The sequence below is a fragment of the Acetobacter ghanensis genome (genome assembly GCF_001499675.1).
GTDB lineage: Bacteria > Pseudomonadota > Alphaproteobacteria > Acetobacterales > Acetobacteraceae > Acetobacter > Acetobacter ghanensis.
This window is the reverse complement of record NZ_LN609302.1, coordinates 541,612-567,133: the sequence shown is the minus strand read 5'-3', so window position 1 is coordinate 567,133 and position 25,522 is coordinate 541,612. Positions and strand designations below refer to the sequence as shown.

The following is a 25,522-nucleotide window of genomic DNA, read 5'->3' as shown; positions in this document are numbered from 1 at the left end:
TAATGCGACATACCTGAAAAATTCAGTTGGCGCTGCCAGCTTCAATTTCTGCTCGCACAGCCTGAATCTGATCCTGAAGAACAACAAGGCGAGACGTATCCGTCTTATCCGCTTTATCCCATGCTTCAGACAGGGCTTCCAGCTGAGCGGTAGCCATATCAATGGAAATATCGCTAACGGGCACGGCCTTGTCAGCCAGAACCGTACACCGCGTGGGGGTAATGTCGGCAAAACCGCCACCCACAAAATAGCGATCCGTTACCTTGTCCCCTTCATAAAGGGCAACAACGCCACCACGCAGAAGAAGCATCATGGGCGAGTGTTCCGGCATGGCGGCAATATCGCCCTCCATGCCCGGAAGAACGGCCATATCTACCTCACGCGACACCAGAACCTTTTCAGGGCTGATTATCTCAATCTGGATTGGCATGAATGGTGCTCCCTCCAGAAGCCGGCTGTTAGGCCGACTCCCTCAGTTTTTCTGCTTTGGCAACAGCTTCTTCAATCGTCCCGACCATGTAGAAGGCCGCTTCTGGCAGATCGTCATATTCACCCGCACAGATCGCCTTGAAGGAACGAACCGTATCGGTCACGGACACCAGCTTACCAGGCGCACCCGTAAACACTTCCGCCACATGGAACGGCTGAGACAGGAAGCGCTGGATACGGCGGGCACGTGCCACAACCTGCTTATCGTCTTCAGACAGTTCATCCATACCCAGAATAGCAATGATATCCTGCAAGGACTTGTAGGTCTGAAGAATACGCTGCACTTCACCAGCCACTGCGTAATGTTCTTCACCCACAATCTGCGGGTCGAGAGCACGGGACGTAGAGTCCAGCGGATCCACAGCCGGGTAAATCCCCATTTCCGCGATGGAACGGTTCAGAACGGTTGTGGCATCCAAGTGGGCGAAGGTCGCGGCAGGAGCCGGATCGGTCAAGTCATCGGCAGGAACATACACGGCCTGAACGGACGTAATGGAGCCCTTCTTGGTGGACGTAATACGTTCCTGCAGGGCGCCCATTTCCGTTGCCAGTGTGGGCTGGTAACCCACGGCGGACGGAATGCGGCCAAGAAGTGCGGACACTTCGGAGCCAGCCTGCGTAAAGCGGAAGATGTTGTCCACAAAGAACAGCACGTCCTGATTTTCTTCATCACGGAAGTATTCCGCCATGGTCAGACCAGTCAGCGCCACGCGGGCACGAGCACCCGGCGGTTCGTTCATCTGGCCGAACACCAGTGCCACCTTGGAACCTTCGGTGGAACCGTTTTCGCCCAGCTTGATCACGCCGGCATCCTGCATTTCGTAATACAGGTCGTTTCCTTCACGGGTACGTTCACCAACACCAGCAAACACAGACACACCACCGTGCGCCTTGGCGATGTTGTTGATCAGTTCCTGAATAATAACGGTCTTACCAACGCCGGCACCACCAAAGAGGCCGATCTTACCACCCTTGAGGTAAGGGCAGAGCAGATCGACAACCTTAATACCGGTCATCAGAATTTCGGATGCAGCAGCCTGCTCATCAAAAGCAGGGGCATCACGATGGATGGGAGCGCGACGTGCGGTCTGAACAGGGCCCTGTTCGTCAATCGGCTCACCGATAACGTTCAGAATACGGCCAAGCGTTTCGGGGCCAACAGGCACAGAAATCTGTGCGCCCGTATCAACCACTTCTGTACCGCGAACCAGACCATCGGTCGTGTCCATGGCAATGCAACGCACTTCGTGTTCGCCAATTTCCTGCGCCACTTCGAGCACAAGAATCTGATCGCCCAGCTTGACATGCAGCGCGTTCAGAATTTTGGGCAGTTCACCTTCGAACTGCACGTCAACAACCGGCCCTTTAATGGTGGTAATGCGGCCAACAGCATTGGTCTTCGTGGCCGCAGGGGCCTGGGTCTGGGTTGTGGTATCCGACATGGGTCAGCTCCTGCGGGGCATACGATCGGGCTCAGACAGCCTGTGCGCCCGAAATGATTTCGATCAGTTCGTTAGTAATGTTGGTCTGGCGGGTCCGGTTATAGACCTGTGTCAGACTGTCGATGGTGCGGCCAGCATTGCGCGTTGCGTTATCCATAGCCGTCATACGGGCACCGTTTTCGCCCGCAACCGTTTCCAGCAGCGAAGCATAAATCTGAACCTGCAGGTTGCGCGGCAGCAGCATAGCCAGCAGCGTTGCTTCATCAGGCTCAAATTCATACTGGGCCACGTCATTGGACGCTTCAAGCTCAGTGCTTGCGTCGTCCACAATCATGGGTACCAGTTGCTGGCATGTCGGCACCTGCGTCATCGCATTGCGAAACTTGTTGAACACAAGCGTGCAGACATCAATCTCGCCTGCTTCGAGCAGAGCGTTAATTTTTTCACCCAGACCGCTGGCAACGGAAAAAGGAATTTCCTTTGCACTGGTGCCGGTCACATGATCGACAATCAGGTCAGCGTAGTCACGCATGAAAAAGTTCAGTGCCCGACGGCCAACCGGCATCAGACGCACCGTCTTACCTTCGGACTGAAGGCGACGAATCGTCTGTACCGTCAACCGATGAACGTTGGCGTTGAAGCCACCGCACAGACCACGGTCACTGGTCATAGGGACAAGGAGATGAACCTTGTCCTGCCCGGTACCAGCCAGAAGACGGGGGGCTCCGTCCTCACCTTTGGTAGCGCCTGCCAGTTCACCCAGCATACGGCGCATGGCTGCCGCATAAGGACGAGCAGCTTCTGCGCTGGCTTGCGCCCGCCGCAGCTTGGCAGCCGCCACCATTTTCATGGCGCTCGTGATCTTCCGTGTCGATTTGATACTTCCGATCCGGGCGCGTAGTTCCTTAAGGGAAGCCATGAGTGCTTCTGCTCCCTCAGCCGGCGAAGTTGCGGTTGAAGGCGGTCAGGTATTCGGTCAACCGCGCTTCAAGGTCCTTGGAAATGGCCTTTTCCTTGCTCAGCGTGTCCAGAATATCCTTACCAGCACTCCGCACGTCGCTCAGCACGGCACGTTCCCATGCCACAACCTTGTTGGCGTCAATGCCATCAAGGAAGCCACGGGTACCTGCGAAAAGCAGAACAACCTGCTCTTCAACCGAAAGAGGTGAAGACTGTGGCTGCTTCAGCAGTTCCACCAGACGTGCGCCACGGGCCAGCATTTTCTGCGTTGCCGGGTCCAGATCAGATGCGAACTGGGAGAAGGCTGCCATTTCACGGTACTGGGCAAGTTCAAGTTTGATTTTGCCAGCAACCTGCTTCATGGCCTTGATCTGCGCTGCAGAACCAACGCGGGACACAGAACCACCCACGTTCACGGCAGGGCGAATACCTTTATAGAACAGGTCGGTTTCGAGGAAGATCTGGCCGTCCGTGATGGAAATCACGTTGGTCGGAATGTAAGCCGCAACGTCACCAGCCTGCGTTTCAATAACGGGCAGAGCCGTCAGAGAACCCGCGCCATTGGCATCGGACATCTTAGCTGCACGTTCGAGCAGACGGGAATGCAGGTAGAACACGTCACCCGGATAAGCTTCACGGCCTGGCGGACGACGCAGCAGCAGGGACATCTGGCGATAAGCAACAGCCTGCTTGGTCAGATCGTCGTAGCAGATCAGGGCGTGCATACCGTTATCGCGGAAGTATTCACCCATTGCGCAGGCAGCATACGGAGCGAGGTACTGCAACGGAGCCGGATCGGATGCGGTTGCGGCCACGACGATGGAGTACTTCATCGCGCCTTTTTCTTCCAGCAGGCGCACAAGCTGTGCAACTGTGGAGCGCTTCTGACCAACGGCGACGTAAATGCAGTAGAGGGACTTCTTGTCGTCACCCAGTTCATTGACGCCCTTCTGGGCCAGAATGGTGTCGGTCAGGATGGTTGTTTTACCTGTCTGACGGTCACCAATAACCAGTTCGCGCTGACCACGGCCGATCGGCACCAGAGCGTCAATCGCCTTGATCCCGGTCTGCATGGGTTCACTTACGGACTGGCGCGGCATAATACCGGGAGCCTTAACCTCTGCACGGCGCAGTTCAACGTCGGTCAGCGGCCCCTTGTCGTCGATCGGGTTACCCAGACCGTCAACAACACGGCCCAGCAGACCTTTACCAACTGGCACACTGACAACCATACCGGAGCGAGTGACGCTGTCACCTTCACGGATATTGGTGTCATCACCGAAAATAACGACACCAACGTTGTCGCTTTCCAGGTTCAGGGCCATACCCTTCTGGCCAGCGGACGGAAAGTCCACCAGTTCGCCCGACATAACATTCTGCAGGCCAAACACGCGGGCAATGCCGTCTCCGACAGACAGAACAGTGCCGGTTTCGACAACATCAGATTCCTTGTCGAACGAGGCAATCTGCTGCTTGAGGATATCCGAAATCTCTGCGGGACGGATTTCCATCACGCGGCTCCCTTCATGGCGTAATGCAAACGAAACAGGCGGGTCTTGAGGCTGGCGTCATACAGCTTTGCCCCCACACGGACGACAAGGCCGCCCAGCAGGGAACTGTCAACACGCTCACGAATATTGATGCGGGAATACCCGGCTTCTGCCAGTCGGGCCTGAAGCTGGGTCCGCTGCTCTGCGGTCAATGCCACGGCGCTGCTGACCTCGGCTACGACCTCACCCCGTCGGGCAACTGCCAGCGCATCGAGCGCGGCGAGTATCCGACGCAGAACGGGCAGGCGACGGTTATCAGCCACGACGCCCACAAAATTACGAAGAATCTGACCGAATCCCTGAGCCTCCAGCACGGCCAACACGGCCTTGCGAGACACCAGGATATCCAGACGCCTGTCTTCCAGAACAGTGCGCAGGGGCGCACTCTCATCAATCAGGCGCGCAAGGGCGCCACCTTCATCAAGCACGGTGTCCAGCTGCCGTTGTTCGGCTGCCAGATCATAGAGTGCAATTGCGTAACGGCCTTCTAGCCCGTTAGCCGCAAAAGCAACCGGTTGTGCTGTCGTTACGCCCGAGGCCACCACTCTTTGGTTCTTTCCTTCTGTGCGCGCCGGCATTCCACACTGACAACGATGCAACCCAGACCACCAGACGATGAATCCAGATTTAATTGCACCTGTTGGCGCGGCCTCTAGCATGACCACAACGGGCACGCAACTGGCAGAACGGCCCTATTTTATTCCCAACCCTCAATGCGGCAAATTATGACTGAGAAAAATGCGTGGTTCTCAGATCGCAAACTTTGACCGCCACGCACCGCAAATAGACCAATTCGCCCCTGCAACGAGCCACAAAACGGCCAATAACGCAGAACATCACGAACAGGTGAGATTTTTTATAATTTGGGGAAGTTCTGGAGCGGACAGAGGGAATCGAACCCTCCTCGGTAGCTTGGAAGGCTACTGCATTACCACTATGCTATGCCCGCAAATCCGAAGTGGGAGTGTTTATACTCCATGCCCGACATACACCGCAAGCCCCCACATGCTTTTTGCGCCTCCCCAACTCGCCTTATGCGACAATAATCTGCAACAGGCTCTTGACTTTAGCGCCGCAACATATTTTGTTCCGGCTCCTGTGATGGCCGCAAGATTGTGGCTGGTCAGACGAGCGGGTTTCCGTTATAGGTCTTTTCCAGCCGTGGCGGACACGCTGCAGGGGTGTAGCTCAATTGGCTAGAGTGCCGGTCTCCAAAACCGGAGGTTGTGGGTTCGAGACCCTCCACCCCTGCCAGATTTTCACGTGGTGTACGGAAGGTTCCGCTTTTCACCTGTAAAATGCGGCTTTATCGTACAATCTGAGTGGTTTGATTTAAAAACTGCCCCTGTCCGCACAGCGCGGCAGAGCAGAACAAGGAGAGTGTGGTTCGTGTCGTTCAGTCCCGGTAAGTTCCTGCATGATGTGCGTACCGAGGCGGAACGGGTCACATGGCCCACCCGCCGCGCAACGTTTGTCACCACCGGCGCCGTTTTGGCCATGGCAGGTATGGCATCTATCTTCTTTTTCGTCGTGGACCAGTTAATTGGCCTCGGCGTACGTCAACTTTTCGGGCTGGGAGGCTGAGGAAACGGCATGGCCAAGCGTTGGTATGTGGTCCACGTCTATTCGGGCTTCGAAAAGAAAATCGCGCAGCACATCCGCGAAGATGCGGAACAGAAGGGGCTGAGCGACCATATTGAAGAAATTCTGGTCCCGTCCGAGGAAGTAATTGAAGTGCGCCGTGGCCAGAAGGTCAACGCAGAGCGCAAGTTCTTCCCCGGTTACGTACTGATCAAGATGGAAATGACCGACGAGTCGTGGCATCTGGTCAAGGACACGCCAAAGGTTACGGGGTTCTTGGGCACCAAGAATCGCCCCACCCCCATTTCTGCGGCTGAAGCCGAGCGCATTATCCGCCAGACGGAAGAAGGCGTGCAGCACCCCCGCTCTGCTGTTACCTTTGAAGTGGGCGAACAGATTCGTGTGGCAGATGGCCCATTCACCTCCTTCAATGGTGTGATTGAAGAAGTGGATGAAGAAAAAGGCCGCCTGAAAGTCAGCGTTTCAATTTTTGGCCGTTCCACCCCGGTGGATCTGGAGTTCAATCAGGTCGAAAAGCTGTAATCAGCCAGCACAACGCACAATGCGGTTTTAAAGGCGGCCTTCGGGCCGCCTTTTTTATTGCGCACATGCACCGTCCATCTGCCCTGCAAACACAACAAACCCATTCCGGCCTTTGGAACACAACCTCATGTTCCGGGTTGTATCCTTGTCTGATAGCCTGACGCTGTTTTTGCTTTCCAAGGAGTGACCATGCCTTCTGCCCAGAATCTCAGAGGAACAGCCCTGCTCAACAATGCCCTGCTCAATAAGGGGACCGCGTTTACCGAGGCGGAAAGGCGGCAATATGGGTTGGAAGGTTTGCTCCCCACACAGGTGGAAACACTGGACCGGCAGGTTGAGCGAATCCACCGGCATTTGGACGCCAAGCCCAGTAATCTGGAGCGTTACATTTACCTGAGTGGCCTGCGCGACCAGAACGAAACATTGTTCTACCGGGTTCTTATGTCCAACCCGGCGCAATTTGTTCCCATTGTTTACGCACCTACTCTGGCCGCTGTCTGCCAGCAGTTTAGCCATATCTACCGGCGTCCACGTGGCATGTACATCAGTTTGGACATGCGCGGGCGAATCCGTGAGGTGCTTCGTAACTGGCCTATGGAAAATGTGCGCTTTCTCTGTGTCACCACAGGTGGGCGTATTCTGGGGCTGGGCGACATTGGCGTAAACGGCATGGGCATTCCCATTGGCAAGCTGGACCTTTACACAGCCTGTGGCGCGGTCCCGCCAGAAGTGCTGTTGCCTGTGCAACTGGACATTGGCACCACCAACAGTGCCCTACGTGCGGATCCACTTTATCTTGGCCTACGCCGCGAACCTCCTCCGCTAGAAGAACTGGATGGATTCGTGGAGGAATTCGTGGAAGCCGTCCAAGACGTATTCCCCAACTGCTGCCTGCATTTTGAAGACTGGAAAGGCACAGACGCCCTCCATTATCTGGAAAAATACCGGGACAAAGCCCTGTGCTATAACGACGACATTCAGGGGACTGCGGCGGTCACGCTGGCGGGGCTGATTACCGCACTGAAGATCAAAAACGAAACTCTGGCACAACAGCGCTTCCTGTTCCTTGGTGCTGGCTCCTCCGGTCTGGGCACGGCGGATATGCTGGTTTCCGCCCTGAAGCAGGAAGGACTTGGCGAACAGGACGCCATAGACCGAATCACCCTTATGGACGTGAACGGCCTGCTGGAAACCTCCCGCACTGACCTGACGCCACAGCAAAAACGCTATGCCAAGTCCATGCCGCCATCGCGCGACCTGCTGGCCATGATCAAGGCGATCAAACCCACCGTACTTGTCGGTGTTTCAACCTCTGGCGGAGCCTTTACGCAGGAAATAGTGGAAGCCATGAGCGCACTTAACGAGCGCCCTATTATCTTCCCTCTTTCCCTGCCCCAGAAAAATGCGGAATGCACAGCCGAGCAGGCCTACACATGGTCCAATGGTCAGGCCCTGTTTGCGGCTGGCCTGCAATTCCCTGAAGTGGAGCGAAACGGGCGGACCTTCTACCCCGGACAGGCCAACAATTTTTACATCTTCCCGGCGCTGGGACTAGCCATTTACGCCACCTGCCCGAAGCACATTACCGATGATATGGTTATTGAAGCCGCCCGGGCACTGGCCGACCAGGTTGACCCGGCATCCCGCGAACGGGGGCGCCTATTCCCCCCGCAGAGCGATATTCTGGATGTTTCCGTCACCTCGGCGGCTCGCATTGCCGAATTTATTTTTGAGCAGGGCGCTGCAACGGTGGAACGCCCTACAGACATTCGGGCATGGATTGAAAGCCTGACTTACAGCCCGCATTACACGGGCTGATTGATGCCATACCCCATATGTTTGTGGGCCTTGCACAAGACGGAGCTGGAAAAAACCAGCTCCGTTTTTTTACGATTCGGCGTGCAGTGTTTGTTAAGTCTGAGCGGGTATAGCGGGATCAAAACCGAAGACTCGGCCATAAAACGCCAACTCCATCTCCAAAGCCTGACGAATGGTCGCCTCCTTACGAAAACCGTGCCCTTCCCCGGGGAATTCCTGCAAAGTGCAGGGAGTGCCCACGGCACGAAGCGCCTCCGCCATGGCGTGCGCCTGAGAAGGAGGCACAACCTTGTCCTCCTCCCCCTGCAACAGCAACACGGGAGCCCGAATTCGACTGGCGACAGAAAGGGGCGAGCGGGCCACGTAAACATCCTCGGCTTCCGGCCACGGGCCTACCAGACCATCCAGATACCGGGCCTCGAACTTATGCGTCTCCTGCGCCAGAGCACGCAAATCGGTCACGCCATACAAACTGACGCCAGCAGCAAACAGGTCAGACGCGGCCAGAGCCAGCAACACGGTCATGCCCCCAGCACTGGAACCACGAATAGCGATTCGCTTTGGGTCCACGCGACCTGTCGCCACCATATGGCGGCAAGCTGCTACGCAATCTGCCACATCCACAATGCCCCACTGGCCCTTAAGTCTGTTACGCCATGACCGCCCGAAACCCGTGGAACCACCATAATTCACATCCAGCACGGCAAAACCGCGAGATGTCCACCATTGCACCTTGAAGGAAAAACCGTCCTGCGCCCGTGCGGTTGGCCCTCCGTGCACCAGCACAATCATAGGAGGTTTTTCACCCTGAGGGACACAGGCCTGCCCATTGGCGGGGGGATAAAAAAAAGCGTGCCCTAACGGAGCATCGGCCCCATCCACAACAAAACGTACCGATTCGGGGCAGGAAATATCCGCAGGGTTCAGATTCAGCTTTGCTGCGCGACGCAGGACCTGCTGCACGCCTTGCCGGGCATCCCCCACCACAACTGCTGGCAGGGCATCAGGCGGGGCCTGCACCCACGCAAACCGTCCATCCGCCAAGGCAACGGGGCACTGGTCCGGGCTGCCAGCAAAAGGCACAATCTGACCGGAGGCCGTGCGCAAAAAGCACTGCCCTACTCCGTTGCGGACAGTCAGAGTCACACACCCTCCATCCGCCAAAGGCTGATAGCTGCTTTGGCCAAAAACCCATGCAGGTTGGCCCGTTTCTCCTTCCGGTGCGGGGTAAGGCAGCAGATGAGAACCGGCCTGCCACTGCACCTCCCACACCGTCCAGTTTTCTGCCCGGTCCGAAATGACCAACAACCGGCCATCAGCCGTCCAACGTGGCTCCACCAGCGATTCGCCACCATCTGCGCCAGCCAGAACCTGCACGGCTTCCAATGCCAGCACAGCCCCATCGGCCCCGCGCACAACACGCGCCAAGCACAAACGGGTAGAATCCCACGGCATATTAGGGTGGTCCCACTCAATCCACGCCAGCATCGTGCCATCGGGCGAACAGGTGGGGGACATGTAAAAATCCGCACCACTTTGCAACACCAGTCCATCCGGCCCCGTATGCGCACCAAGAACAACCAGAGCGCCCTGCGGCTCACCGGCAGTTCTGTGGTCCTCACGCACCGCCAGAACCGTGCTGCTGGTCGGGTCAAACCGCAGATCTGCAAAACGCACACCTTCCGCACCAGCTAGTAACTGGGGGGTAACGTCACCCTGCCTCAACTGCCAGACCTGAGCCGTGCGCCGGTCCGCGTACACAATGGCATGGGGCGCCACTGCATAGGCACCACCACCGTACTCATGCACCCGGGTGCCAACATCCGCTTCTGTTGGCAGCACTTCGGCCACGCCGCCCTGCGCAGACCAACGCATAAGGACCGTACGCCCCCCCTCCGCCGGACGCCGCTCCAGCCAGTACACAAGCTGATCAGTGGCGCGCACTTCCGACAGGGTCAGACTTTTACCGGCGACCAGAGCCGCGGTGACGGGTGAGGGCCAGCAGCCACAACGCATGGGCCGGGGCGTTTGAGCATGAGCACTATTCTGTTCCATCATGTGCTCAGTCTATCATGTAAAATACCGTAAACGGAAAGGCATGTGCCGCCTTCCATTCCATGCTAGGCAGGGGGTGCGGACCTGGCGGCTTTATGCTGTGGGCTTGACATGACGGGAGCGACTCTGCTCCTCCCCACATCTGCTGATGTTGTCTCTGAATTGGATTGTCTGTTCTGTTACACGCTCTGGAATCCATCTTTTCGCTTGATTATCTGACAACCCTGTTCACCCGTTATGGCTACGGTGTGGTTGGTGTTGTCGTCATGCTGGAAAGCATGGGGCTGCCCCTCCCTGCGGAAAGCCTGCTTATTACTGGCGCAATCTTTTGCGCGACCACCCACAAGCTCCAGATCGAAGGCATTATTATTGCCGGCGTGACAGGCGCGATCATGGGGGACAATCTGGGCTATATGATTGGCCACCGTCTGGGGCTGGGGCTTTTGCGCAAGCATGGTCCACGCTTTGGTCTGACCCCCGAACGCCTGCTGCTGGGACGCTATGTTTTCCTCAGGCATGGTGGGCCGGTCATTTTCTTTGGTCGCTTTGTGGCCATCCTGCGGATGTTCGTCGCCATACTGGCGGGAGCGAACCGTATGCCTTGGCACACGTTCCTGTTCTATAATGCGCTTGGTGGCCTGTTCTGGGCAGGTGGATACACGCTGTGCGCCTATCTGCTGGGAAGCGAGATTGCCAAACTCTCCGGCTGGCTGGCCGTTGCCTTTGGTGCCGCAACTCTGGTGGTCATTGGTGCTCTGGTTATCTTCATCAAGCACAATGAAAAACGTCTGACGGAGGAAGCCATGAAAGCAGCAGAACAGGATGAACAGCTCAAAGCCACGTTTCCATGATGGGGCGCAGCCCTTGGCGGGTTAAAAATACACAACCGCATCTGACTGGCCGTGTCGCACTGGTTACCGGAGCCAATAGCGGGCTGGGGTTTGAAACAGCTCTGGGCCTCGCCCACCGTGGTGCCAGACTGATCCTGCCGGTCCGCAACCCGGAAAAAGGACAGAATGCCCTAACCCGCCTGCGGGCCAGTTGCCCCATGGCCGATGTGACGCTGCTCCCCCTTAATCTGGCCTCCCTCCGCTCGGTCGCCGCATGTGCAAAGGCGATTGCCGCCATAACGGACAGGATTGATATCCAGATCAACAATGCCGGAGTTATGGCGCCAACCCGCCGGATGGAAACAGAAGACGGCTTTGAACTTCAGTTTGGCGTTAACCATCTGGGCCATTTTGCGCTAAGCGCACACCTACGCCCCTTGCTGGAAGCAGCGGAAAACGGGGGAATACTTGTAACCGTAGCCAGTCTGGCTGCGGGTAAGAACACCATCCACTTCAACGACCTTCAGTCCCGCCATCGCTACAGCCCGTTTGGGGCTTACCAGCAAAGCAAGCTGGCCAACCTGCTGTTTGCGCACGAACTGGCCCGCAGGGCTGGCGAACAGGGCTGGAACCTCCATTCCCGCGCAGCGCATCCGGGCTGGGCGGCCACTTCCATTGTGGCCAACGGCCAGGGTTCTACCCTGCCCTATCCTCTGGGGCTGATTGAGCAAACACTGGGCACGGCCATCTTGCGCGTTATGGGCCAGTCCGCCGCCGGTGGGGCTGAACCGCTGCTTTACGCGGCACTTTCCCCTCAGGCGCGGGATGGAGACTATTACGGCCCGCAGGGAGCAGGAGAACGGCGCGGGCCACCCGGCCCAGCCGTTGTGCCCCCCACTGCCCGCAAAGGCAGCCTTGCGGCCCGCCTTTGGGATGTTTCGGAACGGTTGACCAACACCGCGTGGTAAAGGCGAACCCCTTACCCGTGTGAGGAACGGCGCGCCCGACTCTGCTGGCGTAGAACCCGTTCAATCCAGTCGTTCAGTTTACGGGTTGTTTCTTCTGCGTCTTCCCGGTCGGGGTAAATGGTTGGGAAGCGCAGCGCCAGCCAGCGCCATGCCACCAGCCTCTTGTGCCGTTTTTCAGCCCGTTCCAGTTCCTCGCGCCCAGCGCGCTCCGCCGCAGGCAAAGGGCCAGTGCCCGGCGGCAGCACCCGGCGACCAGCCGCATGGTCCGCAGCCCAGCCCACCAGACGCCGTATCCCATTATCCCGATCATCTACCGGGCACATGGCGTAAGACCAGCGGGTGGTCAGGTCCAGCCCTTCTACCCCTTCCAGAGCCGAGGCAATGGCAAAAGCCTGCTCCATATCGGACAGACGGTAATTGGGGTCATCCTTGCGCAAGACCGCCCTGTGAATGCGCGAGAGCACACCATACAGGCTTTGCGACCCTATTTCGGACGCAACAGCTTTGACGATGTCCGCATCCGGCTGCACGTAAGGGCGCAGGTCTTCGGGCATTTCGGGGTCCGCATTCAACTGGCGGCGCACAAAGCTAGGGCTACCCGCCCCGGCCAGAACAGCCACAACCCCCGTCTCATGCTTACCAAAGCGCCCGGCACGCCCGCCAATCTGCTTGACCTCCTGCACGGTCAGGTCACGGGTCTGGCGGCCATCGTATTTTTTGAGCGCGGCAAACACCACCCGCTTGATGGACAGGTTAAGCCCCATGCCAATGGCATCCGTTGCCACCAGAATATCAGCCTGACCGTTGTTAAAGCGCTGCGCTTCGGCCCGCCGCACTTCCGGGCTGAGTGCGCCATACACCACAGCAACCCGCTTGCCGTGCTGCATAAGGGCTGCACGCAGGTCCAGCACCTCCCTACGGGAGAACGCAATCAACGCATCACCGGCACCAAGGTCGGCCAGACGCACAGGCTGGCTGGCGGCCTTGAGCGGGCTTTTACGCTCGAGCGAGATTTCGTCCAGCGGGTCACCACATAGTTCGGCAATCCGGCGCACCATGGGAATACAATCGGGCGCACCCAGCACATACAGGTGCCGGGCAGGTGCCCCCATAATGGCCGCAGTCCATGCAGCACCACGGTCCGTGTCAAACAGCATCTGGGCTTCGTCGATCACGGCCACATCAACAGGGCTGTAAAAGGGGCACATTTCCACCGTTGCCGCCAGATGCCTGCTCCCCGGCACCTCGATTCTCTCCTCCCCGGTGGATAGGGATGCCTCGACTCCACGGGCCGCCAGCGCCTCGCGGAACTCATGTGCAAGCAGGCGCAGGGGGGCGAGCGCCAACCCACTTTCGGCCTGAGCCAGCGCATTGAGCGCAGTATAGGACTTGCCGCTGTTGGTCGGCCCCGTAACCAGCGTAATCTGGCGGTTAAGAGCGCGTGCGGTTCTAAAATGGGCTGCGTATTTATCCAGCGCCGCCACACGGGCGATTACGGAATTGGCGACCTTACGCCCCATATCTGGCGCATGTTTGCCTTTACCAAGCCCGGATGCTGGCCCACCCCGCTCATCCCGCCGCCACTCGGATAGCTGGCCACGTAGGGCTACCAGAGCAGCCGGATCAAACTCCCACCGTTCCCGGCCGCCCGGCTCCTGCACTTTACGAGCCACGGGCAGCCGATTCTCGGCAATCCAGCGCAGAGCTTCGCGGTGTGAACAGTGGAGGAGTCGCGGCACCTCGTTAAACGGTACAAGGCTGTTTTCCCACGCCTTGAGCTGCTCTTCCTCCTGCTCCCGCCGGCTTTGTGCAGTTTTCTCAATTCGGCTTGCTGTGTTCTGGCGCTGCGCCTCTTCCCTCCGCGCCGTTTCCAGAAACGGGTCCCCTTCCGGCAGGTTAAAGGCAATGGCCACGGCCATCAGCAGCAGATCGGTCTGCGCAGGCGAGGGTACACGCCCAATGTCCACCAGGTCAGCCTGCACAGCGGCAAAAGCCGCACGGGGGGATGCCCCATACCCGCGCAGCCGCGCCAGACTGACGGGAGCCAGCGCGTGTTCAAGCGCCTGATCATCCGCATCCGGATCAATTATGCCCGAGACCGCTTCTTCTATTTCTTCACGCGTAATCCAGATTCGGCCACTCCGCCGGGTACGGTCCAGCAGGCGGGAAATCCATTTTTTGCGGCGTACCTGGCACAACACAGCCCGGTAGGTCTCGTCCGGCACCTCACGCGCTCCGGGCTCCAACGCGCGGGCAACACGGCGCAGAACTTCGGTTTCTTCCTTGGGTTCGGGCATCAGGCCCGTATGGGCCACGGCACGGGCAAGCGCGTCACGCGCGGGGGAGGCAGGGGTATCTGACGTCATGCCCTACTCTTGCGTCATCCCGCGTGCCGGAACAATGGCTCTGGCCCATGCTTCATGTAAAAATCAAACATTCACCCCCCAAACATCACGGTTCAGGGTGTGATTACGCTTGATATGGCAGCCACCTTGTGACCATTGTGCCCGCCAATGGCGGTTTGTGGCTTCCAAGCGAGGCTGTTCCTGCCCTGCTGTGTGAAGCGGGAACACGTCTTGTGACGAATTTGCACTGGCGTCCCACGCGCCTGCCCCTTAAAACGCCGCCAAAGCACCAGGGTTGCCTTCTGCTTATTGAAGCACTGTCCCCTTTGGGCGGAAGCGCGCCATCTATCTGATCTGCTATAAGCGGAGTACAAAGCGGTCCATGTCTGAAACCATTCTTGATAACGACGTTCTTCCCCGGATGTCTGCCTCTGAAGTGCCGAGCGCCCTGCTGCCGGTAGAAGGGCAGGACGGTGTGTGGCATCTTGCTCCCCCCACCAAGGAGTACGGTCACCTTTACCCGGCCAAGGTGCTGACCGTGCACCACTGGACCGACCGCCTGTTCAGCTTCACCACCACGCGCGACCCCGGCCTGCGTTTTGAAAACGGCCAGTTCGCCATGATCGGGATTGAAGTGGACGGCAAGCCCCTGCTGCGCGCCTACTCCATTGCCTCCCCCAATTATGCGGATGAAATGGAGTTCCTCTCCATTGCCGTGCCGGATGGCCCGCTGACCTCCCGCCTGCGCCACGTCAAGGTCGGCGACACGGTTCTGATCGGTCGCAAGCCCACCGGCACCCTGCTGCTGGACAACCTGCGCCCCGGCCGTAACCTGTACTTCCTGTCCACCGGCACCGGTCTGGCTCCCTTTATGAGCCTGATCAAGGACCCGGAATGCTACGAGCGTTACGACCACGTCATTCTGAGCCACACCGTGCGCATTTCCGGCGAGCTGGCTTATGCCAACCACATTCGCCACGAACTGCCCAAGCACGAGTTCCTTGGTGAAGATATTAGCGGCAAGCTGCTTTACTACCCGGCCGTCACGCGTGAAGACTTTGCCGTGACCGACCGCATTACCAAGCTGATCGAAACCGGGAAGATCTTTACGGATCTGAACATCCCCGCCCTCGACCCCGAGCATGACCGCGTGATGATCTGCGGTTCGCCCGAAATGCTGGCCGATACGGAAGCCCTGCTCCAGGCCCGCGGGTTTGATGAAGGCAACATGTCCACCCCCGGCGCTTACGTGGTGGAAAAAGCTTTTGCCGAACGGTAAGGATACCCCAACCTTACGTTGAAAAGACCCTCAGCACAGCACCAAAGGAGCCTGCCCCATGACATATGACTTCGATCTTCTGGTCATAGGAGCAGGCTCTGGCGGTGTACGATGCGCACGCATTGCCGCTGGGCATGGCGCGCGTGTTGGCGTGGTGGAAAGCCGCCACTGGGGTGGCACATGCGTCAATCTGGGCTGTGTGCCCAAAAAGCTGATGGTCATGGCCAGCGATTATGCCGACATGGTGGAGGACAGCCACGGCTTTGGCTGGTCTACCACCCCCGGCACACATAGCTGGCCAACCCTGATCGCCGCCAAGGACCGCGAAATTACGCGCCTGAACGGCATTTACGTATCCATGCTGGAAAAAGCGGGCATTACCCTCTTTACCGGCCATGCCCAGTTTGTGGACGGGCATACCCTGCGTATTACCCCCTCCCCTCTGGCGCCTACGGAACAGCCCCGGACTGTTACCGCTAAGCGAATCGTCATTGCCACCGGCTCTACCCCCTCCAAGCTGGATATTCCGGGGGCCGAACTGGCCATTACCTCCGACGAAGCCTTTGCCCTACCAGAGCGCCCACAACGGGTGGTCATGATTGGGAGTGGCTATATCGGCATTGAATTTGCCGGTATTTTTGCGGGCCTTGGCTCCAAAGTAGACCTTGTTTACCGCCGGGACCTGCCCCTGCGTGGCTTTGATGAGGACATGCGCACCGCTCTGGCAGACGCCATAGACGCCCGCGGCATTACCCAGCACCACCATGCCAACCCCACCCAGATTGTGCAGGACGGACAGGCGCTGGTTCTGACACTGGATAACGGGCAGACTCTTACGGCGGACTGCATCTTTATGGCCACTGGGCGCCACCCTAAAATTGATTCGCTAGGGTTAGGCAATACGTCCATCACAACCGTGGATAATGGCCGTATTCAGGTAGATGCCAACAGCGAGACGACACACCCCGGCATTTACGCCATCGGGGACGTAACCGACCGCATCAACCTGACCCCCGTTGCCATTGCGGAAGGCCATAACCTTGCCGACCGCCTGTTTGGCAAGGCTCCACCCCGCCAGTGGTGCTACGCTACCACGCCCAAAGCTGTCTTTTTCTCCCCCCCTGTCGCCACCGTTGGCCTGACGGAAGATGAAGCGGCTCAGAACGGTGCGGTCGATATTTACCTCACCCGTTTTACCCCCATGCGCTACACGCTGGCTGGCCGCGTGCGCAAAACGGTTATGAAGCTGGTTGTGGACCAACAGAGCCAAAAGGTGGTTGGCGTGCACATTCTGGGCGATGAAGCACCGGAAATGCTTCAGGCCGTTGCTATTGCCGTAACCGCTGGGCTGACCAAGGCGGACTTTGACCGCACCATTGGCATCCACCCCACTTCAGCCGAAGAACTGGTGACCATGCGCACCCGCACGCGTGAAACTCCTAAAGCTGACAAGTAAGGACAGACCCCATGGCCGCACCCGCACAGAACGTCCCGCACAAGGCGCATGATCTGGCGCTTAAAAATGGCTCTGTCGTCCTGCCTGACGGCACGGTGGAAACAACGGTTTATGTGCGCGATGGCCGAATTAGCGCCATTGGTGGCACAGCCGATGCTGCGCGGGTGGTGGATTGCACCGGCCTGACCATTCTGCCCGGTGTGATTGACACACAGGTCCATTTTCGGGAGCCGGGTGCTGTCGAAAATGAAGACCTTGAATCCGGCAGCCGCTCCGCCGTTCTTGGCGGTGTGACGGGCGTTTTTGAAATGCCCAATACCAAGCCCACCACCTCCACGCCTGAAGCCGTAGCCGACAAACTGGCCCGCGCCAAAGGCCGGATGTGGTGTGAACACGCCTTCTATGTTGGTGCAACATCCGATAATGCCGACCATTGCGGCGAACTGGAAAAACTTCCGGGCACTGCGGGCATTAAGGTGTTTATGGGGTCTTCCACAGGCAACCTTCTGGTCTCGGATGATGACATGCTCGAGCGCGTCCTACGATCAGGCCAGCGCCGTGTTGCCATTCATGCTGAAGATGAAGCCCGACTGATCGAGCGCATGGGTGAGCGCGTGGAGGGTGACCCGGCCTCTCACCCCGTCTGGCGGGATGATGAAACAGCCATGCGCGCCACCACGCGGGCGCTGCATCTGGCACGCAAAACCGGACGGCGGGTGCATATCCTCCACATTACAACCCCGGCGGAACTGGAACTGATCTCCCAGCACCGCGATGTCGCCTCCTGTGAACTGACACCGCAGCACCTCACGCTGGCTGCCGAGGAAGCCTACCCCCGGCTGGGCACCTTTGCCCAAATGAACCCGCCTATTCGCTCCGCCGCACATCGCGATGGACTGTGGCATTGGGTCTCGCAAGGGATGCCTGATGTTATTGGTTCCGACCATGCTCCCCACAGTCTGGCCAACAAAGGCAAAACCTACCCCGCCTCCCCATCGGGGATGCCGGGTGTGCAGACACTGCTCCCCCTCATGCTCAACCATGTCGCCCACCATCGCCTGACCCTACGCCGTCTGGTGGACCTGACTTCCGCCGGGCCACAGCGCCTGTTCGGTCTGGTGCGCAAAGGCCGCATTGCCGTGGGGTATGATGCGGACTTCACAATCGTGGACCTCAAAGCCCGCTGGACGATTGAGCAGGACTGGCTGGCCTCCCGGTGTGGGTGGTCCCCCTTTACTGGCGAAACATTGACCGGCAAGCCCATTGGTACCATTATTCGTGGGCATCAGGTTATGTGGGAAGGCACTCTGGCTGACAAAGCCGTAGGGGAGCCCTTCCGCTTTGATGCAACAGATAGACCAGCTTGAAAATTTTTAACGCGGTGGCCAAATAATTAGGGAATAGGGTATTTTGCCTTCAGTTTGACCAGCACGACATCTGACACACTCTGGACAAGAGAAAGGCCGGGCTAACACATGACAAGGCGTATGGACTCCAAAGGTGTTATTGCCGTTATTGCGGCATTTGCCATACCTACCCTGCTGCTTCTTGTCTGTGGTGCTGTCGATCTGACTCGCATTTATATTGTCAAACAACGTGCCCAGGCAGGGGTGGATGCAGCCGCCCTTGTTATTGGATCGGAAGGGTCTGCGGATGAGCCTGCCAAAGGGCAGGCTGATGCCGAAAAAATATTCTGGAGCAATTTCAACCCCAGCGGCACCTCACAAACCAGCGGTGTGCTCAATTCCTCCGTCGTCACCATGAATGTGGGCGACTACAACTCAAGCACAAAACAGGTTCCGGTAACGGTTACTGTTTCGGTCCCCCTTATTTTCAGTATGCTACAAAAATCGGGGGCCACAACAATTACGGCCGTTGGCTACGCCACATTTGACCAGCAAACCGGTTCCGGGCGCGGCTGGATGGCCCTGCTGTGCTACAAAACGTCCGATGCCAGCCCGCCAACACAATGTCAGGCCAATTATCCGAGTTACGCGGCCCTTCAGGTTGTACCTTCCAGCACCGACCCTGTGATTGTAGATGGCCCGGTCTGCTATTCTGATAAAAGCTACTCTGGCGAACTGGGCACTGCGTGCCTAAGCACCTCCTCTATCGTCAATCAGTCCAGCCTGACGCTCTCTACAAATGCAACCCTGACTGCCCAAAGCACTGACACGAACGGGAATAGCTGCTCGAACTGTGACTCTGTCCAGCTGGATGGTGGCTTTACGGTTAAAGCCGGCACAACCACCATTACTGGCATGAATGTTGATAACCACGGCAGCACGTCTGTAACCAACAGCACCCTGACTGTCGAAAATTCAGGCACCTACCATAGCAGTGGTGCCCTCACGTTCAGCAATGCGGCATTTAATGGCCTGAGCAACGAAGTCACCAAGGTTGATAGCCAGACAACGCTGACCAATAGCACTCTGGCGCTGGATAACGGCCAGTACTGTGACAATGGGATAACCGCAACCAACGCCACCATAAGTGCGACAAATGGCGGGTCACTGGGATGTAGCAGCAACCCACAGAGTTCGCCGTGGAGCATACAGAACGGTTCGAAGATGCTCCTGTCCTCAGGCGCCAGTCTTTATATCCGAGGTGGCAGTAATTTTACGGTCGATGCCTCCTCGTTTGATATCAATGATTCCTTGGTCAACATTGGTGTTAACGCAGGCGTAAACCTGAATGTTAATGACCAGAGCACCCTGACGATAGAAAACAACTCTACCCTGTATGTTTACAACTACCTTGTCATACAGGGCGGTTCTTCTTTTACGTCATCCGCCTCCACCATTTCCGCATCGGGTTTAACGCTGAGTAATTCGGGCACTCTGAACCTTGGTAATTCGACCAGCTTTACGGTTACGGGGCAAACAAACACGGCCATTTCTTCGGCCCTGAATATATCTGGTGCAAGTTCAGCCACCATTTCTGGTTATGCGCCTATTTCATCAGGTGCTGTCATCACCGTAACCGGTTCCAATAGTAGTCTCGTATTTAACGGTCAGACTCCTATCAGCAACACGACGATCAATGTTACCAATGGGGCTTCCGTCACATTTAATAACGCGCAGTCCATGAGCAACGTTGTTCTCAACGTGTCCGGGGGTGGATCAGCCACATTCAAGAATGTTAACGGGTATACTGTGTCAGGCATTACCGGCACCGTTAATGGCTCTCAAAGCGCCATTAATTTTGCAGTTTCCTCCCAAAAAGGGAGCTTGAATACAAATATTACGTCTCAGAACGGGGGCGTTCTCTCGATCACATATCCATAAAAACGATGGCTACCTTTAATCCATCGTAGCGGTGGTCGTGAACACCGATGTGCTCTGGTACTTTGCATCACAACCATTCACCACCACCACAGCCATGTTGCTTGCTGCATTCTGCAAGGAAGACATAATCGTGGACGAGTTCTCGGTCTGTGATGCGCAGGCGCAAGCACCGGGTACGGTGTAAAGGGTTTTTTCCTTATTGGCGACTGTCACACACAGGCCTGTCAGGTCATTGAGCAAGGTATCTGATGTCGCCGCATTCAGAATCGCCTCAATCGTCGTCGTGGACAGAGTGTCAGACCGGGCCACAACCTGCCCTACATGAGCCGTCAACGTATTAAGGCGATAATAATCACGCATTTCCGCAATGACTGTAACAATGCCAAATAACATGACGCCGCCAACAATCATAAACAATGCGGCCTCGATAGAGACGCTGCCTTTACGACGATGAACAGGATTGTGCTGTGGTCTCATGCACCAATACCTTTTCTGTGTGTGACCAACCTGACCGGTTGGTAACCATACCAGCCCATGATGTAAGAAACGGCTGGGTATAAGTAAATGTATATGGGATGGCACCATTAACCGAAGTGCCATCAGTTGAAATGCTGACATTTGCGCTTTGCACAATACCTGGCGCCTGTTCGCTCACCAACGTCTGCAAAAAGCTCGTCAAAGGCTGGCAGTTTTGTCCACTATTGGCATCGCCGCTGTCCGTGTAGCCTGTTTCCAAAAAGCGAGCAGCAGTTTCTACACCATTCTGGAAAACCATCTCGGTCACCAGTTGCCAGCCTGTTTCCACAATTGCAAAAATCATCACCATGCAAACAGGAAGAAGCAAGGCGGCTTCAAGCGCAGCAACACCTCTTTTGTCGGTTTTAAAGCGTACCATGCTTTAGGCCCAACTGTTGGTAAGAGTTAAGAACCTTCTCTGCCCGATCGCGCGACATATCATGTTGTAATGTTTGACGGGCGGCGGCTGCGTTCCCCATCATAAACTGCGTGTAGGCCAGATTAGCGCGAATTTTTGGTGTGGCATCAGAAGACTCCGCCAGTGGAGAAAGCATAAAGAGGGCCGAATCATACCGGCCGACCAAAGCGTAGGATAAACCAAGGTTACTCTGGGCTGCGATCAACAATGGATCTAGCTTCATAGCCTGATAGTAGGCGGCCTGCGCCTGCGTATGCTGGCCAGCATAATCCCGCGCAATACCCAGATCCGTCCACACCTGAGCGTCCTTAGGAAAACGCTTGGCCATGTCTTCCAGCCGGGTCAGGGCGCGTTTAGGCATAAGCCGCAGATCTATCCTCGCCAGACCTTTCATCGCGTCGAGACAATTACGGTCCTTTGCCAACGCATCCTGATAAAACAGAATGGCAGGCTGATAGCGCCCTAATTCCGCATTGGCCCGCCCCAACGCCAGCAGGGTCGGAATATCCTCCGGGTGTTCCTGAATCCGCCTCTGGAGCAGTTTCAGGGCCGCCATGGGTGCGCCGTTGTTCATTTCCACAGTGGCAGTCTGCAGGTCTTTTTTCTCAAGATCCTGCTTGCTTGCACACCCGGAAACCAGAACGAGCAAACCGACGGCAAAACGTGCCGACATACGCAAAACATTAGACATGATGCACTCCTGATTGCGTATAATCGCCTTACTTCCAAAATTGTACAGCAAGTGGACCAAGCACGACAATGAACAGAACCGGAAGGATAAAAAGAATCATGGGCAACGTGATAAAAACCGGCAACTGAGCAACACGTGCCTGATAACGCATCATAGCATCCTGCTTCACATCATCCGACAAGGTTCTGAACGCATCTGCCAACGGGGTTCCCGTCTCGAATGACTGGATCAGAATGGAAGACAGCTGCTTCATCACCGGCAGGCCAGTCCTTCTGGCCATCTGCCGAAACACCTCATACCGATCGGGAATAAGCTGCATGTCCTGTAGTGTCAGACGGAACTCGTTTGCCACATCCTTGTTCAGCGAGGTCAGATCCTGAGCAACACGGCCAATACTGACCTCAATGGGCATACCGGCCTCGGCACAGATAATCAGCAGGTCCAAGGCCTGCGGCATACCCTCTTCTACGCCCTTGAGATACTTTTTATGAATCTGGCTCAGAACCATATCTGGCAGAACAATACCTGTAACCGGCAGAAAAAGCGGAAGCATGACATGGCTGAACAGGCCGGTGTCGGTCGATAAAAAAATGTAAATTCCGCTTATGATCCCAACAAAAAAACAGAAAACCTTTGCCCCGATAAACGTATAAAAAACCTTGTTATTCGCTTCTGATTTTTTGGAAATACTGACTATAATCTCATCAATTGTTTTCTTGGGTATAATATTGGCATGAACAATGATCCTACCGATTTTGTAGAGTACGCCATAAACATCGATGCCTTTTTTTTCAAAATTAACATTCTTATCAATGATACAGAATTTTTTAATTCTGTTTTTACGTACATCCAGCTTCTTTTCCTGTTCGACAATGTAAATCATCCCCAGGCACATCAACGTAATAAATAAGACAGCTGCTATAGCAAGGGCCGACATAATTTATCCTAGCACCTTTATCAGCAACAGTTTGATGGAAGCCAGACCGACAAGCCAGAAGCCTGCTGCCAGCCATATAACATAGTGGCCGTTAGGCGTGGTAAATACCGGGTCAAAGTAGTGTTTATTCTGCAACTCCAGCACAGCCCCAATAACAATTGGCATCCCCAGCAGAATGTAACTCGTCATTCTGGCCTCGCCCGATGCAGCATACCCCTTACGCCGCACTTCCATTCTGCTGCGCAGCGTCTGCTCCAGACTAGCCATAATATCCGCCATTGTGCCGCCGCTCTCGGCCTGTAGGCTAACGACAATAGACAGCAGTTTATATTCTTCCAGCGTAATCCGCTGGCTCATGGCATGAAACGCGCCAGGAACACTGGCCCCAATGGCCACATCCTGCAAAACTCGACCAAATTCACTGGCTGTTGGCTCGCTGGCCTCGCTACTTACGAGCTGGACAGCACGGGACAACGGCATACCAACACGCAGGTCGCGCACCAACATGCCTATTGTATCAGGCAACTGATCATACAGCTTTCGGTTATACCGTTTGCCCATATAGGTATAAAAAAATCGAAAGCAGAATATCCACGCGAATATTGACAAAAATGCCCATGTGAAATTAACGAACAGCGCACAAAAAGAAAAAATAACAGCAAAAATTGAAAGAGAGATTATAAAGACATTCCTGTTATTTTTTATAGAAGACTCCGCAACTTTGAAGTTGAGAACCCTATACAAAAAATATCGCAAGACCTTGTTTATTTTGTGCGAGAACACATAAATACTTAAAGGATCTTCTTCAACTTTTGGCAGAACAACATAAGCCGAAAGAGACTCTTCAATCCGTTGGCTTCGTTTTTCCTGCCTTTGCAAAAGAAAATAAATATAAACTCCCCCGGCCACCCACAACAGAAAAAAAACAACACCGGATAACAGGAGAGAATTCATAATCTGGCCTCAGACAGAGCGGAATTCCACAGACGATCCATGTCGCAATATTGCAGCTTCTCAAAAAAGCTTGGACGGGCAGCAGAGACTTTATAATGCGTTTTCAGACGTCCGGTTTCATCTTCCCCATCAAATGCCATCCGGAAAATGTCGTTCATCACCACAACATCATTTTCCAGCCCTACCACGTCACTCACCTGCACAATACGCCGCACCCCGTCACGCTGGCGGCCAATCTGGACAATCAGATCCACAGCCCCAACAATCTGCGTACGAATGGCCGAAAGAGGCAACGACATGCTGCCCATCTGCACCATGTTTTCTATTCGGGTGATGGCGTCTTTGGCATTGTTGGAGTGAATGGTGGACATGCTGCCGTCATGGCCCGTATTCATGGCCTGCAACATGTCAAAAGCCTCAGCCGAGCGCACCTCACCAATAATAATACGGTCTGGTCGCATACGCAGGGCGTTTCTGACCAGATCTCTCTGCGTCACTTCCCCGCGCCCTTCCAGCGATGCGGGGCGCGTTTCCATACGCACAACATGGGGCTGCTGCAATTGAAGCTCCGCAGCATCTTCCACAGTAATGACACGCTCACCAAAATCAATAAAACGGGAAAGTGCATTAAGCAGCGTGGTTTTCCCTGACCCGGTACCACCCGAAACAATAATGTTCAGCCTGATTCGGGCAGCAATTTCCAGAATTTTTGCCAGACTTTCAGAGCAAGAACCATTTTCCACCATTTTTGCAAAATCTATTTTCTGCTTTGCAAATTTTCGAATGGAAACATATGGCCCATCCAGAGCCAGTGGAGGAAACACAATATTGACGCGCGACCCATCCTTAAGGCGCGCATCTACCATAGGGCTGGATTCATCAACACGCCGCCCCATATCTGTAGCAATACGCTGACAGACAGACATCAGATGCCTCTGATCACGAAAACGCACGGGGGCGACAACAACTTTACCGCTCCGCTCGACAAAAACCCGGTTTGGTCCGTTGATCAGAATATCATTGATTTGGTCATCTTCCAGCAAAGGCTGGATCGGCCCCAACCCTTTAATGTCGTTAACCAGTTCGGACGTGATTTCCTTCTGTTCACGCAGATTCAAATGGATGCGCTGATCTGTTGCTACCTGATCAACCACCCGTTCAATGGCATGGGCCAACTGATCTGCTGACAGAGGGAGAATAAGGGCCGGGTCAAGCTGGGTCAGGCAGCCCCCCCTTAACATCAACCACTGGTCATGCGTCAGGGTCTGTTCCGCAGGCTCTGGTTCTACAACTTCTTCAGGAATAACCGGCAATGGCTCTGGGGCTGTTTCTGCTGGTGGCTGCAAAAACTGAAGACGCCTCAAACGTTCAACGCGATCGCCGCTATCTTCATTAGCCATGGT

The 25,522-nt window shown here is 55.9% G+C and carries 22 protein-coding genes and 2 tRNA genes; 10 read left to right on the top strand and 14 right to left on the bottom strand.

Features of this window, described 5'->3' with window-relative positions; genetic code table 11:
- Positions 1 to 22 precede the first annotated feature (22 nt).
- The 6 genes from atpC to AGA_RS02685 form a co-directional block, all read right to left on the bottom strand.
- Positions 23 to 430 (bottom strand): ATP synthase F1 subunit epsilon, encoded by a 408-nt coding sequence (gene atpC, locus AGA_RS02710; RefSeq protein WP_059022921.1) that lies wholly within the window; start codon positions 428 to 430, stop codon positions 23 to 25.
- Positions 431 to 458: 28 nt separating this feature from the next.
- On the bottom strand, positions 459 to 1,931 hold the full coding sequence (gene atpD, locus AGA_RS02705; protein WP_059022920.1) for a F0F1 ATP synthase subunit beta: 1,473 nt from the start codon (positions 1,929 to 1,931) through the stop codon (positions 459 to 461).
- Between the two features lie 31 nt (positions 1,932 to 1,962).
- Positions 1,963 to 2,850 carry a F0F1 ATP synthase subunit gamma gene (locus AGA_RS02700; RefSeq protein WP_059022919.1) on the bottom strand — a complete coding sequence of 296 codons (888 nt, stop codon included), beginning with the start codon at positions 2,848 to 2,850 and terminating at the stop codon, positions 1,963 to 1,965.
- A 16-nt stretch (positions 2,851 to 2,866) separates the two neighbouring features.
- The gene (atpA, locus tag AGA_RS02695) at positions 2,867 to 4,402 is read right to left on the bottom strand and encodes a F0F1 ATP synthase subunit alpha (RefSeq protein WP_059022918.1); all 1,536 of its coding nucleotides are present in this window, start codon (positions 4,400 to 4,402) and stop codon (positions 2,867 to 2,869) included.
- Complete coding sequence (atpH, locus tag AGA_RS02690; RefSeq protein WP_059022917.1) at positions 4,402 to 5,019, bottom strand: ATP synthase F1 subunit delta; 618 nt, start codon at positions 5,017 to 5,019, stop codon at positions 4,402 to 4,404. The genes atpA and atpH overlap by 1 nt, the downstream gene beginning before the upstream one ends.
- Before the next feature lie 297 nt (positions 5,020 to 5,316).
- Positions 5,317 to 5,390 (bottom strand) — tRNA-Gly (locus AGA_RS02685).
- Between the two features lie 228 nt (positions 5,391 to 5,618).
- Here AGA_RS02685 and AGA_RS02680 point away from each other — a divergent pair.
- From AGA_RS02680 to AGA_RS02665, 4 genes are all read left to right on the top strand, one after another.
- Positions 5,619 to 5,695: transfer RNA gene (locus AGA_RS02680), tRNA-Trp, on the top strand.
- A gap of 135 nt (positions 5,696 to 5,830) precedes the next feature.
- Positions 5,831 to 6,025: a preprotein translocase subunit SecE gene (secE, locus tag AGA_RS02675; protein WP_059024606.1), complete on the top strand. Its 195-nt coding sequence runs from the start codon at positions 5,831 to 5,833 to the stop codon at positions 6,023 to 6,025.
- Positions 6,026 to 6,034: 9 nt separating this feature from the next.
- On the top strand, positions 6,035 to 6,565 hold the full coding sequence (gene nusG, locus AGA_RS02670) for a transcription termination/antitermination protein NusG (protein WP_059022916.1): 531 nt from the start codon (positions 6,035 to 6,037) through the stop codon (positions 6,563 to 6,565).
- Between the two features lie 189 nt (positions 6,566 to 6,754).
- The gene (locus AGA_RS02665) at positions 6,755 to 8,383 is read left to right on the top strand and encodes an NAD-dependent malic enzyme (RefSeq protein WP_059022915.1); all 1,629 of its coding nucleotides are present in this window, start codon (positions 6,755 to 6,757) and stop codon (positions 8,381 to 8,383) included.
- A gap of 93 nt (positions 8,384 to 8,476) precedes the next feature.
- On the opposite strand, the gene AGA_RS02660 is transcribed toward AGA_RS02665, so the two are convergent.
- Positions 8,477 to 10,438 (bottom strand): prolyl oligopeptidase family serine peptidase, encoded by a 1,962-nt coding sequence (locus AGA_RS02660; RefSeq protein ID WP_373319893.1) that lies wholly within the window; start codon positions 10,436 to 10,438, stop codon positions 8,477 to 8,479.
- Between the two features lie 266 nt (positions 10,439 to 10,704).
- On the opposite strand from AGA_RS02660, the gene AGA_RS02655 reads away from it, so the two are divergent.
- Both AGA_RS02655 and AGA_RS02650 read left to right on the top strand, forming a co-directional pair.
- On the top strand, positions 10,705 to 11,289 hold the full coding sequence (locus AGA_RS02655) for a DedA family protein (protein ID WP_373319894.1): 585 nt from the start codon (positions 10,705 to 10,707) through the stop codon (positions 11,287 to 11,289).
- A complete protein-coding gene (locus tag AGA_RS02650) occupies positions 11,286 to 12,236 on the top strand; it encodes an SDR family oxidoreductase (protein ID WP_059022913.1) in 951 nt (316 codons plus the stop codon). Before AGA_RS02655 ends, AGA_RS02650 begins: the two co-directional genes overlap by 4 nt.
- 11 nt (positions 12,237 to 12,247) lie before the next feature.
- Here the strand turns inward: AGA_RS02650 and AGA_RS02645 are convergent, their stop codons facing one another.
- Positions 12,248 to 14,602 carry a helicase-related protein gene (locus AGA_RS02645; protein ID WP_059022912.1) on the bottom strand — a complete coding sequence of 785 codons (2,355 nt, stop codon included), beginning with the start codon at positions 14,600 to 14,602 and terminating at the stop codon, positions 12,248 to 12,250.
- A gap of 361 nt (positions 14,603 to 14,963) precedes the next feature.
- On the opposite strand from AGA_RS02645, the gene AGA_RS02635 reads away from it, so the two are divergent.
- From AGA_RS02635 to AGA_RS02620, 4 genes are all read left to right on the top strand, one after another.
- The gene (locus tag AGA_RS02635) at positions 14,964 to 15,860 is read left to right on the top strand and encodes a ferredoxin--NADP reductase (RefSeq protein WP_059022910.1); all 897 of its coding nucleotides are present in this window, start codon (positions 14,964 to 14,966) and stop codon (positions 15,858 to 15,860) included.
- A 58-nt stretch (positions 15,861 to 15,918) separates the two neighbouring features.
- Positions 15,919 to 17,316, top strand: coding sequence for a glutathione-disulfide reductase (gene gorA / locus AGA_RS02630; RefSeq protein ID WP_059022909.1), 1,398 nt, complete (start codon positions 15,919 to 15,921; stop codon positions 17,314 to 17,316).
- 11 nt (positions 17,317 to 17,327) lie between these two features.
- Positions 17,328 to 18,683 (top strand): dihydroorotase, encoded by a 1,356-nt coding sequence (locus AGA_RS02625; protein WP_059022908.1) that lies wholly within the window; start codon positions 17,328 to 17,330, stop codon positions 18,681 to 18,683.
- A 108-nt stretch (positions 18,684 to 18,791) separates the two neighbouring features.
- The gene (locus tag AGA_RS02620) at positions 18,792 to 20,603 is read left to right on the top strand and encodes a TadE/TadG family type IV pilus assembly protein (RefSeq protein ID WP_083503515.1); all 1,812 of its coding nucleotides are present in this window, start codon (positions 18,792 to 18,794) and stop codon (positions 20,601 to 20,603) included.
- 15 nt (positions 20,604 to 20,618) lie between these two features.
- Here AGA_RS02620 and AGA_RS02615 read toward each other — a convergent pair whose 3' ends face one another.
- Genes AGA_RS02615 through AGA_RS02590 form a run of 6 tightly spaced genes read right to left on the bottom strand, consistent with a single transcriptional unit; the run spans position 20,619 to position 25,519 of the window.
- Positions 20,619 to 21,080: a hypothetical protein gene (locus AGA_RS02615; RefSeq protein ID WP_157065282.1), complete on the bottom strand. Its 462-nt coding sequence runs from the start codon at positions 21,078 to 21,080 to the stop codon at positions 20,619 to 20,621.
- Entirely contained in the window at positions 21,046 to 21,498 is a 453-nt protein-coding gene (locus tag AGA_RS02610) for a TadE/TadG family type IV pilus assembly protein (RefSeq protein ID WP_059022905.1), read from the bottom strand. Before AGA_RS02610 ends, AGA_RS02615 begins: the two co-directional genes overlap by 35 nt.
- Positions 21,485 to 22,228 (bottom strand): tetratricopeptide repeat protein, encoded by a 744-nt coding sequence (locus AGA_RS02605; protein WP_059022904.1) that lies wholly within the window; start codon positions 22,226 to 22,228, stop codon positions 21,485 to 21,487. The genes AGA_RS02610 and AGA_RS02605 overlap by 14 nt, the downstream gene beginning before the upstream one ends.
- 28 nt (positions 22,229 to 22,256) lie before the next feature.
- Positions 22,257 to 23,165, bottom strand: a complete 909-nt coding sequence (locus tag AGA_RS02600) for a type II secretion system F family protein (protein ID WP_059022903.1) — start codon at positions 23,163 to 23,165, stop codon at positions 22,257 to 22,259.
- Positions 23,166 to 23,168: 3 nt separating this feature from the next.
- Complete coding sequence (locus tag AGA_RS02595; RefSeq protein ID WP_059022902.1) at positions 23,169 to 24,119, bottom strand: type II secretion system F family protein; 951 nt, start codon at positions 24,117 to 24,119, stop codon at positions 23,169 to 23,171.
- Positions 24,116 to 25,519 carry a CpaF family protein gene (locus AGA_RS02590; protein ID WP_059022901.1) on the bottom strand — a complete coding sequence of 468 codons (1,404 nt, stop codon included), beginning with the start codon at positions 25,517 to 25,519 and terminating at the stop codon, positions 24,116 to 24,118. Before AGA_RS02590 ends, AGA_RS02595 begins: the two co-directional genes overlap by 4 nt.
- Positions 25,520 to 25,522 lie beyond the last annotated feature (3 nt).

Coding starts and splice junctions, on each gene's coding strand:
- atpA (WP_059022918.1), bottom strand. CDS start 4,402: ATGGAAATCCGTCCCGCAGAGATTTCGGATATCCTCAAGCAGCAGATT.
- atpH (WP_059022917.1), bottom strand. CDS start 5,019: ATGCCGGCGCGCACAGAAGGAAAGAACCAAAGAGTGGTGGCCTCGGGC.
- gorA (WP_059022909.1), top strand. CDS start 15,919: ATGACATATGACTTCGATCTTCTGGTCATAGGAGCAGGCTCTGGCGGT.
- AGA_RS02605 (WP_059022904.1), bottom strand. CDS start 22,228: ATGTCTAATGTTTTGCGTATGTCGGCACGTTTTGCCGTCGGTTTGCTC.
- nusG (WP_059022916.1), top strand. CDS start 6,035: ATGGCCAAGCGTTGGTATGTGGTCCACGTCTATTCGGGCTTCGAAAAG.
- AGA_RS02635 (WP_059022910.1), top strand. CDS start 14,964: ATGTCTGAAACCATTCTTGATAACGACGTTCTTCCCCGGATGTCTGCC.
- AGA_RS02650 (WP_059022913.1), top strand. CDS start 11,286: ATGATGGGGCGCAGCCCTTGGCGGGTTAAAAATACACAACCGCATCTG.
- AGA_RS02610 (WP_059022905.1), bottom strand. CDS start 21,498: ATGGTACGCTTTAAAACCGACAAAAGAGGTGTTGCTGCGCTTGAAGCC.
- AGA_RS02595 (WP_059022902.1), bottom strand. CDS start 24,119: ATGAATTCTCTCCTGTTATCCGGTGTTGTTTTTTTTCTGTTGTGGGTG.
- AGA_RS02600 (WP_059022903.1), bottom strand. CDS start 23,165: ATGTCGGCCCTTGCTATAGCAGCTGTCTTATTTATTACGTTGATGTGC.
- AGA_RS02660 (WP_373319893.1), bottom strand. CDS start 10,438: ATGGAACAGAATAGTGCTCATGCTCAAACGCCCCGGCCCATGCGTTGT.
- AGA_RS02655 (WP_373319894.1), top strand. CDS start 10,705: ATGCTGGAAAGCATGGGGCTGCCCCTCCCTGCGGAAAGCCTGCTTATT.
- AGA_RS02620 (WP_083503515.1), top strand. CDS start 18,792: ATGACAAGGCGTATGGACTCCAAAGGTGTTATTGCCGTTATTGCGGCA.
- atpD (WP_059022920.1), bottom strand. CDS start 1,931: ATGTCGGATACCACAACCCAGACCCAGGCCCCTGCGGCCACGAAGACC.
- AGA_RS02625 (WP_059022908.1), top strand. CDS start 17,328: ATGGCCGCACCCGCACAGAACGTCCCGCACAAGGCGCATGATCTGGCG.
- AGA_RS02590 (WP_059022901.1), bottom strand. CDS start 25,519: ATGGCTAATGAAGATAGCGGCGATCGCGTTGAACGTTTGAGGCGTCTT.
- AGA_RS02700 (WP_059022919.1), bottom strand. CDS start 2,850: ATGGCTTCCCTTAAGGAACTACGCGCCCGGATCGGAAGTATCAAATCG.
- AGA_RS02645 (WP_059022912.1), bottom strand. CDS start 14,602: ATGACGTCAGATACCCCTGCCTCCCCCGCGCGTGACGCGCTTGCCCGT.
- AGA_RS02615 (WP_157065282.1), bottom strand. CDS start 21,080: ATGAGACCACAGCACAATCCTGTTCATCGTCGTAAAGGCAGCGTCTCT.
- AGA_RS02665 (WP_059022915.1), top strand. CDS start 6,755: ATGCCTTCTGCCCAGAATCTCAGAGGAACAGCCCTGCTCAACAATGCC.
- atpC (WP_059022921.1), bottom strand. CDS start 430: ATGCCAATCCAGATTGAGATAATCAGCCCTGAAAAGGTTCTGGTGTCG.